Below are 8,464 nucleotides of genomic sequence, written 5' to 3'. Positions count from 1 at the left end.
AAACGCGGAAATCGTCGCCAAACCTCGGCAATCCCGCCGGTTTGCCTTCGCTCTGCGGTTGGACGCGAGCGACCCAATAAATCGAGATGCCAAGCGAAGCGACGCCGATCAAGATGTTTTGAATCATTTTGACGGTCACCGCGATCTTTTCCGCATCTTCGCCGAGCGCTTTACCGGCGGCTGTCACGGCACCGGTCGAATCGACCGTGCCTCCGATCCATGCTCCGCCCACGATCGGGTCAAGTCCGATCCACTGGACTGCAAACGGCATCAAAATCATCATCACCACGGTGAACAGCAACGACATGCTGATTGCGAGTGACAATTCCTCTTTCTTAGCCTTGCAGCTTGCTGCTGCCGCGATCGCTGCGGAGACTCCGCATACCGACATGTCGGCGCTGATCACCATGTTCAACGTTTTGGATTCCATTTTCAAAACTCGCTGGCCGAACCAGAACGTCGTACATAAAACGATTGGCGTGACGATCCAAGCAACAAAGATGCCGGGGACTCCCAACGCCAACAATCGATCAAACAAGATCTCGCCGCCGAGCACGACCAAGCCGGTTTTAATAAACAGCTCCGTCGCAACCGCAGGCCGCAACCAACCGGGCACGCCGACGGTGTTGCTAACGACCAATCCGATCACGATCGCCCACAGAGCTGAGGACAGATTCAAATGCTTGACGGTCAATTGCCCTTCCATCACGTAGGCGATCAACGCGAGTGCGAACACGAAGGGAAACGCGATCGCGAATTGGACGATATGCCGCCCCGCCATTGCCGCCGCGACCGTAAAAGCGATCCAGCAAACCACGAATGATCCGATCAGCGGCAGAATCGTTCCGCTCAAAGCATCCAGCGGATTCGATTCCCACGACGCGGGTTTCCCCATCCAATCGGCCCACGGATGAACAAGCCCCGTGCCCAATCGATCCGAATCCGGCAATCCAAAGGTGATACATACCACCGCCATCCCAAGCAGACTCAAGCCGATGATCACCGCCACCCAATCCTCGCGGCGGTACCATGGAGGATCAACGAAAGTGAGGCTGCCGGTGGTGGCGTTCACATCGTCCGATTTTGCAACCGACGAATTCTCGTCGCGAGAAGAATGATTCATCGGCGGTTAGAATCGCAAATGGGAGGGAAGGGGGGATTTCTGCGGAGGTCCGAAACGCGGTAAATTGCTGTTCGTTTTCGATTGCTAAACAGATGTGACGAGGCTCTGCCTGAAAACCACCCTTCATCCTTTCCTTCTCGCCCGCTATCCGCTGCGCGGCGGGGGAGAAGGGACGCGGGGGCGTCGCAGCGCGACCCGTTTCTTTGTTTTCAGGCAGAGCCTAGACGATAGCCGATTTTATCTTTTCAGTGCAGGCGATGCCGCAAGAATGCGGGTTGGTGGAAAGGTCGGCGGCTAGGTGACACAGAAAATGCCGACTTCGGTCGCGAAGGCTCCTTTCGTCAAAATACGGAATCGTTTTATAGTGGTGAGCTTAAAGGGTGTCGAAACGCGTCGGGGACCGATGCGGATCGAACCATTTGTCTCCTCTCATTGTCTGCTCCGTTTCGGTGAAATTTCCTGCTCGGCCATTTCGTGCCTTGAAACTCAATGCATCAGGCCGCTGGTCACTGCTCGCGCTGTTGGTGGGGCTCGCTGTCGGAGTGGCATCGATCGCATTTGAATGGACCACGCAAGCGGTCCGCCGCTACACGCTGGGCGAATTCGCTGGCTATCCATCGGAGGGCTCGATCGGCGAGCACCAGTTTTTTGACAGTGCTGGCATCCCTTTTTCGCCCTGGATGGTTGTCGCGGTTATCACTCTCGGAGGCCTGGTCTCCGGTCTACTTGTCCACTGGTTCGCCCCCGAAGCGAGTGGGGCGGGGACCGACGCGGCGGTTGATGCATTTCACAATCGAAAAGGAATGGTCAACGCTCACGTCCCGTGGGTCAAAACGATTGCGTCGGCAGTCACGCTTGGCACGGGAGGATCAGGAGGCCGAGAAGGTCCGATCGCTCAGATCGGGGCGGGCATCGGAGCGACGATAGCCGATCGATTCCGGCTTTCCTCGACCGATCGCCGCATCATGTTAGCAGCAGGCGTCGGTGCCGGAGTCGGAGCGATGTTCCGCGCTCCGCTTGCTGGAGCGATCTTTGCCGCCGAAATCTTGTACAGCGATGCCGACATGGAGGCCGATGTGATCGTCCCCAGCGCGATTGCGTCGATTGTCGCCTACAGCGTTTATACGCAATCGATTTCGGCCGAAGTACGCTTTCAGCCGATCTTTGGCAACGATCTTGCGCACACACTCAATTCGCCAATGGAGTTGCTGCCCTACACGCTGCTGGCGATCATCCTGATGTTCATGGCGGCGTTTTATGTTCGCTTCTTTCACGCCACCCAAAAACTTTTCGAAGCCGCCCCGCTTTGGCCACACCTGCGTCCTGCACTCGGCGCCCTAATGGCCGGTTTGGTGGGGATTGGGCTGTTTATCTACAGTGGAAACAATCGGGAAGTCTTGGGCATTTTGGGCACCGGCTACGGCACGCTGCAACACGCGCTTAGCGGTGACAGCGGGTTGACGATCGGCGTCTTGGCGACGGTGGCTTTGGCAAAAATGCTGACCACGTCCCTGTCGATCGGCTCCGGTGGGTCCGGAGGTGTGTTTGGCCCGTTGATGGTGATCGGCGGCTGTGCCGGAGCGGCGTTTGGTCAAGCCGCTCATTCGATGTTTCCTGAATGGGTCCCCTATCCCGAAGCCTATGCGGTCGTCGGCATGGCGGGCTTTTTCTCGGGCGTCGCGCGAGCTCCGATCTCGACCATCATCTTGATCCGCGAACTGACCGGCGACTTTGGATTGTTGGTGCCGACGATGTTGGTGTGCGCGTTGACGTTTGTGTTTTCGTCCAAGTGGATCCTGTACACGCATCAAGTCGCATCACGACTAGAATCTCCAGCACACCGAGGCGATTTCCTGGTCGACGTCCTCGAGGGACTCGCGGTTAAGGACGTCTATCTCAAAGGCCGCCGTTTGCTGATGATCCACGAAGGCGAGACACTGGACGAGATCGTGCATCGATTGGCGGAGACCAACCAGCACTACTTTCCCGTCGTCGATTCAAATGACGCGATGGTCGGTCTGTTCTCCGCCGATGACGTCCGCGCGTATCTGTACGATGAAACTCTGTGGCGGCTGGCGAACGCGCGTGACGTGATGATCAGCGAATTTCATCGCGTCTCGCCCGAGGATGACTTGAACACTGCGATGCAGCAATTCACGACGTTGAATGTCGATGAATTGCCAGTCGTCGACCCTGAAAATCCAACGAAGTTACTCGGATTTTTGGGACGGAAAGAAACCATCGCAGCCTACAATCGAAGGATCCTGGAGCACCGCCGCGAGACCGAGCAAGATGTCTAATCCCCCCAAACGAAAACGAACTCGACTGTTCGTGCTGCTGACGATTGCCATTTTGACCATCGGAGGCGTCTTTGGTTACATCGAATTTTATCTTGCCAGACCGATTGGCGGCGGTCCCGCAGGGCCCCGAGTGGACACTCGAGCGTTTCAGCAAATCTGGTCCGAGGAACCGATCCAAATCATCGGCGTCGGCGACAGCATCACCGCCGGACTGGGGGCAAAATCACCCAGCCACAGTTTTTTCAACCGCGTGATCAAAAATCCCGATGACGAATTCCCCGAACTCCGTGGCGTTTGCTTGTCCGCGGTGCTGCCCAACCTGAAAACCGAAAACTTTGCGATCTCGGGCTCGGAATCGCAAACGCATCTCGACGTGATTCAAAACACGATCCCGGTTTATCACGAGGCTCGCGGGATTGTCCTTATGACCTCGGGCGGTAACGACCTGATTCACAGCTATGGACGAAGCGCTCCGCGGGAATGCGCCATGTACTCTGCGACGCTCCAGCAGGCCCAGCCATGGATCGCCAACTTTCGCACTCGTTTGGCGACCATGTTTGACGAGATCGAAAAACGATTCCCGCTGGGCTGCGAGATTTTTATCGCTGACATTTACGACCCGACCGATGGGGTTGGTGACGCACCGAGCATTTTCTTGCCCGCTTGGCCGGACGGTTTAGCGATCCACGCTCAATACAACCAAGTGATCCGCGAAGTTGCGCAAACGCGAGATCACGTTCACGTGGTCGATCTGTACCAGACCTTCTTGGGTCACGGTTCGCATTGCCGTCAATTTTGGCGTGCGAATTACGATGCAAGCGATCCACACTACTGGTTCTTTACCAATATCGAAGATCCCAACGACCGCGGCTACGACGCGATCCGGCGAGTCTTTTTGAACGCCATTGTCAGGCACAGCCGCTTGGCTCCCAAATTTGCCCAGCGACCGACTCCCCAAGACCAGCCTCCCGGAGCCCCGCCTCCCATCGTTACATCGGGACCCGATCGGATGTTGGCGAATTTTTCTTCTGATACTTTCTGCGACCGCAAGGATTCACTGTTTTGCAACCGATACGAATAGGAATATTGACGGTTTCGGATCGCGCCAGTCGGGGCGAATACGAAGATCGTGGCGGTCCTGCCATCCACGAATACTTGAACGAAATTCTTGATTGCGATTGGTCGGTCGTTGCGCGAATCGTCTCGGATGATGTACAGGCGATCGAGTCCGCGTTGATCGAATTGTGCGATCAATCACACTGCTCGCTGGTCGTGACCACCGGCGGCACGGGGCCGGCAAAACGAGACGTGACCCCCGAAGCCACCGAAGCGGTTTGTGAAAAGATGATGCCCGGCTTTGGCGAACTCATGCGAAAGGTTTCACTCGAGCATGTTCCGACGGCAATCTTGTCGCGACAAACCGCGGGAATTCGTGGATCAAGTCTAATCGTGAACTTGCCCGGCAAACCCTCGGCGATCGCTGAGTGTTTGAATGCCGTGTTTCCGGCGATTCCCTATTGCGTCGACCTGATCGATGGCCCTCGCATCGAAACCAAACCGGATCGCTTGGCCGCGTTTCGCCCCAAAGGAAAGTAAACGCAGACGTGTTCGGATTTATCAATTGCAACAAGCCGTCAGGAATGACGTCACGCGATCTCGTCAATATTGCTGCGCGGCGAGTGCGGCCACACAAGGTGGGGCACTCCGGGACACTCGATCCACTGGCCGAAGGCGTCCTGGTGCTGGGCGTCGGTCGTGCATCGCGATTGACCTCGTTCGTACAAAACTACCCTAAACAATACTTGGCGTCGTTTCGGCTGGGCGCTGAAAGCGAATCGGGGGACCTCGAGCAACCGTTGACCGAATATCCGGATGATCCCATTCCTACACTCGAATCGCTTGTCGCCGCAGCGAAATCGTTGACAGGCGAAGTGTTACAAGTTCCTTCGGCTTATTCGGCGATTTGGATTGATGGCAAACGAGCCTGCGACCGAATTCGCAACGGTGAACAAGTCGATGTGCCTTCGCGAAAAGTCCAAGTGTATGACTTCAAAATAGTCAAATACGACTATCCCAACGTCGCATTGGATATCACGTGCGGGTCGGGAACCTATGTTCGCTCGCTAGGGGTCGATTTGGCCGCCAGTGTCGGTGGCCACGCGGTAATGACGCACTTAGTTCGCACGCGTGTCGGACCGTTTCACGCAGGCGACACGATCTCGATTGATCAAATCCGCCACGACGATTTGGCTCCCTTCGTGCAACCAGCACGACTGGGCGTCGAGCATCTGCCTCATTTATCCGTTAACGACGAAGACGCGATGCGACTGATCAACGGCTTGAACGTGTTTGGTACGGCATTTTACACACCAATCGATCCGCTAACCGGTGATGCTGGACCGATCGAATCGTCGGTTCCGACCGACGAAGGCGTCGCCGCCGCCATTCGCACCGACGGGCGGTTGATTGCGATCGTTCGCGGCAAAACCAAACAATACGATCCGTCATGGTATCCCGAGCGTGTCTTTCCGCTCGAACCGCGATCGCTGTCTTAATCAGCAGCAGCCGGCTTAATCGGCAGCGGCCGGTCACAATCGATCCAGACGACATGGCGTAAATTGCTACAATTGGGTTCAATGACTGGTGCCGCGATCTCATTTCCACAGGAAACTCTGATGCCACCAAAACGGACAACCTGGATTGTGATGTGGGGGCTAACACTTGCGACCGTCGGAGTTGCCGCGGGGAACGATCGCAATCGAAGTCTCCTCCGCGGCGACCCTCTCGTCAAATCGTTGATTCAGCAGCTCGATTCGGACAAATTTAGCAAGCGGCAACACGCCATGCGTCAACTTCATTCGCTGGGCAAACGAGCGATCGAAGACCTTGCCACGGCGACGCACAGCGAAAGTCGCGAAGTTTCGGACCGTGCGTTTGACATTCTGCAGCAGCATCTGATCGGCAATGACACGCATCTCGAGCTTGCTGCCCGCGAAACGTTGCAGTCGCTTTCACAAAGTAGATCGGCACAGGTCGCACAAAGAGCGAAACGGTTAATGGAACCTGACGCTGACGAATTCGAAGGGCTGAACCCGTTTGGCAACGGGGGAGTCATCATTCGCCGCCAAGGAGCACTGGGGAATCCATTGCAAGGAGGCATCCGTATTCAGATGGGCGGCGGCAATCCGCCGCCGCAGCTGAGACGAACGGTCAGGATTCGATTCAATAACGGGATCAAATCGGTCGAGATCACCGAAAACAACAAGACCATCAAAGTGGCGGGCCAGCCCGACGGCAGCATCGATGTGACCGAAACCAAGGCGGGTAAACCAAGCCCAACGAAAACCTACAAGAATGAAAAGGCATTAAAAAAAGAAAATCCGAGTGCTCATCAAATTTTTCAGCAAGGCGGGATTCCCAAACCGAAGTTCGTTCCGCCCATCCCGATCAACAAGCAAGCCGAGTAGGGATGATGAGGTGACATCCCGTTAGCCGTTTGGGCAAACGCTGTGATGGGCAAACGCAGTGAAGCATTTTTCTTATAGCGTTTGCGTTTCTTTGCCATAGCGGAAGTCGCGTGAGACTTTCGAACTGTGGCCAGTGCCCCCGAAACTTCAACGTGATTTTCTGCGGCGAAATGCTGTACAGCGTTTCCTTTCGAGGTGGGCGTCTGAAACACCGCTGTTATTTCCGAGCGGTCACTTGCGCGTGTGCCACGTACCTGGACGCTCCATTTCTTGATAGATTGAGCCGTTTTAATTCGGCCATTTTTTCATGAGGATTTTGCGTTGGATCTTTCACAGTGGCTTGGATGGTTGATCGCTGTGACGGTCCTCCCCCCGTTGGTCATTTCTCTGGTTACGATTTACCCGGTTCGCCGCTTTGCCGCCCAGCTTGGTTTGGTTGCCCGTCCTGGCGGGCACAGCACGCACACCAACGTGACACCCTTGGGAGGCGGCATTGGAATTTGGGCCGGTATCGTGGTGACCTTCGCTGTGGGCACGTTCGCGGTGGCGTTTTTTCGCAGCAACGTCGCTCTGCAATCGCACTTGCCCGATCAAGTCGTTCCGCATTTGGAAGGCGTCTGGTCGCGTGTCGCCCAGTTGTGGTGGCTGCTCGGCGCTGGCACGGTGCTGACGATCCTTGGTGTGATCGATGACCGCGGCGGAGTGAATCCATTGTTACGGCTGGCTGTCGAGTTTGCGGTTGCCGCGTTCGTGGTCTATGGATTGAATTTTGGTTTAACGGCGTTCATCAGCATCGCTTGGCTGACCAAGGTATTGTCAGTGATCTGGATTGTCGGGCTGATCAATTCATTCAACATGCTTGACAACATGGATGGGCTCAGCGGTGGCGTGGCAGCGATAATCGCCACATCAATGGCGATCGTCATGTTGACGACAGCCGACCCAGGAACATCACAGCCTCAATTGTTCGTTGCCGCAATGTTGTTGGTCGTGTGCGGGTCGCTGCTGGGATTTTTATGGCACAATCGACCGCCCGCAAAAATTTTCATGGGCGATGGCGGCAGCTACCTGGTTGGTTTCCTGATTGCCGTTTCGATGTTGATGGCGACGTTTGCCACCAGCGACGGATCGCGACCGCATGCGATGTTGGCACCGCTGTGCGTGATGGCGGTTCCACTCTATGACATGACCACGGTGCTGTGGATTCGAATTCGGCAAGGACGCAGTCCGTTTGTGGGCGACCGCAGCCATTTTTCGCACCGCTTGGTCGAACTCGGACTCAGCCGAACCCAAGCGGTATTGACGATCTACCTCGTCACCGGCACCTGCGGATTGGCTTCGATATTGTTAACCCATGTGGAACTAGCGCAAGCGGTCATGGTGATCGGGATCGTGGGATGCATGTTATTGCTTGTGATTATCTTGGAATCGACTCAGTGGCAAAGCGACGAAAAATAGAAAGCCGAAGCGGACAAAGTCCTGGCGGCCGCAGCGAAGCGAAACGTGCGACCCCATCGGACGCCGCCGAGCAGCATTCGGTTGAGAATCCAGCGTTGCTGGATGCGGTCATCGAT

Annotated in this window: 7 protein-coding genes; 6 read left to right on the top strand and 1 reads right to left on the bottom strand. The window is 55.9% G+C overall.

Annotated elements, in window-relative coordinates:
* On the bottom strand, nt 1-1,123 hold a 1,123-nt coding region (locus RMSM_RS30190; protein ID WP_008706392.1), incomplete at its 3' end, for a YeiH family protein.
* Nucleotides 1,124-1,572: 449 nt separating this feature from the next.
* Between RMSM_RS30190 and RMSM_RS30185 the strand changes: the two genes are divergently transcribed.
* The 6 genes from RMSM_RS30185 (at nt 1,573) to RMSM_RS30160 (ending at nt 8,348) form a co-directional block, all read left to right on the top strand.
* Nucleotides 1,573-3,423 (top strand): chloride channel protein, encoded by a 1,851-nt coding sequence (locus tag RMSM_RS30185; protein ID WP_236622368.1) that lies wholly within the window; start codon nt 1,573-1,575, stop codon nt 3,421-3,423.
* Nucleotides 3,416-4,504: an SGNH/GDSL hydrolase family protein gene (locus tag RMSM_RS30180; RefSeq protein WP_144058069.1), complete on the top strand. Its 1,089-nt coding sequence runs from the start codon at nt 3,416-3,418 to the stop codon at nt 4,502-4,504. The genes RMSM_RS30185 and RMSM_RS30180 overlap by 8 nt, the downstream gene beginning before the upstream one ends.
* A 5-nt stretch (nt 4,505-4,509) precedes the next feature.
* Complete coding sequence (mog, locus tag RMSM_RS30175) at nt 4,510-5,019, top strand: molybdopterin adenylyltransferase (protein ID WP_008706384.1); 510 nt, start codon at nt 4,510-4,512, stop codon at nt 5,017-5,019.
* Nucleotides 4,908-5,978, top strand: a complete 1,071-nt coding sequence (gene truB, locus RMSM_RS30170; protein ID WP_315850161.1) for a tRNA pseudouridine(55) synthase TruB — start codon at nt 4,908-4,910, stop codon at nt 5,976-5,978. Before mog ends, truB begins: the two co-directional genes overlap by 112 nt.
* A 120-nt stretch (nt 5,979-6,098) precedes the next feature.
* Nucleotides 6,099-6,890 carry a hypothetical protein gene (locus tag RMSM_RS30165; RefSeq protein ID WP_144058068.1) on the top strand — a complete coding sequence of 264 codons (792 nt, stop codon included), beginning with the start codon at nt 6,099-6,101 and terminating at the stop codon, nt 6,888-6,890.
* 357 nt (nt 6,891-7,247) lie between these two features.
* Nucleotides 7,248-8,348, top strand: a complete 1,101-nt coding sequence (locus RMSM_RS30160; protein ID WP_236622367.1) for an MraY family glycosyltransferase — start codon at nt 7,248-7,250, stop codon at nt 8,346-8,348.
* Nucleotides 8,349-8,464: the final 116 nt, after the last annotated feature.

The organism is Rhodopirellula maiorica SM1, assembly GCF_000346295.1.
Classification (GTDB): domain Bacteria; phylum Planctomycetota; class Planctomycetia; order Pirellulales; family Pirellulaceae; genus Novipirellula; species Novipirellula maiorica.
Note: the sequence above shows the minus strand (reverse complement) of the source record. Positions and strands in the feature narration are given on the sequence as shown.

Excerpts from the sequence above, each read along its gene's own strand:
- RMSM_RS30180 (WP_144058069.1), top strand. The coding sequence starts at position 3,416 with ATGTCTAATCCCCCCAAACGAAAACGAACTCGACTGTTCGTGCTGCTG.
- RMSM_RS30165 (WP_144058068.1), top strand. The coding sequence starts at position 6,099 with ATGCCACCAAAACGGACAACCTGGATTGTGATGTGGGGGCTAACACTT.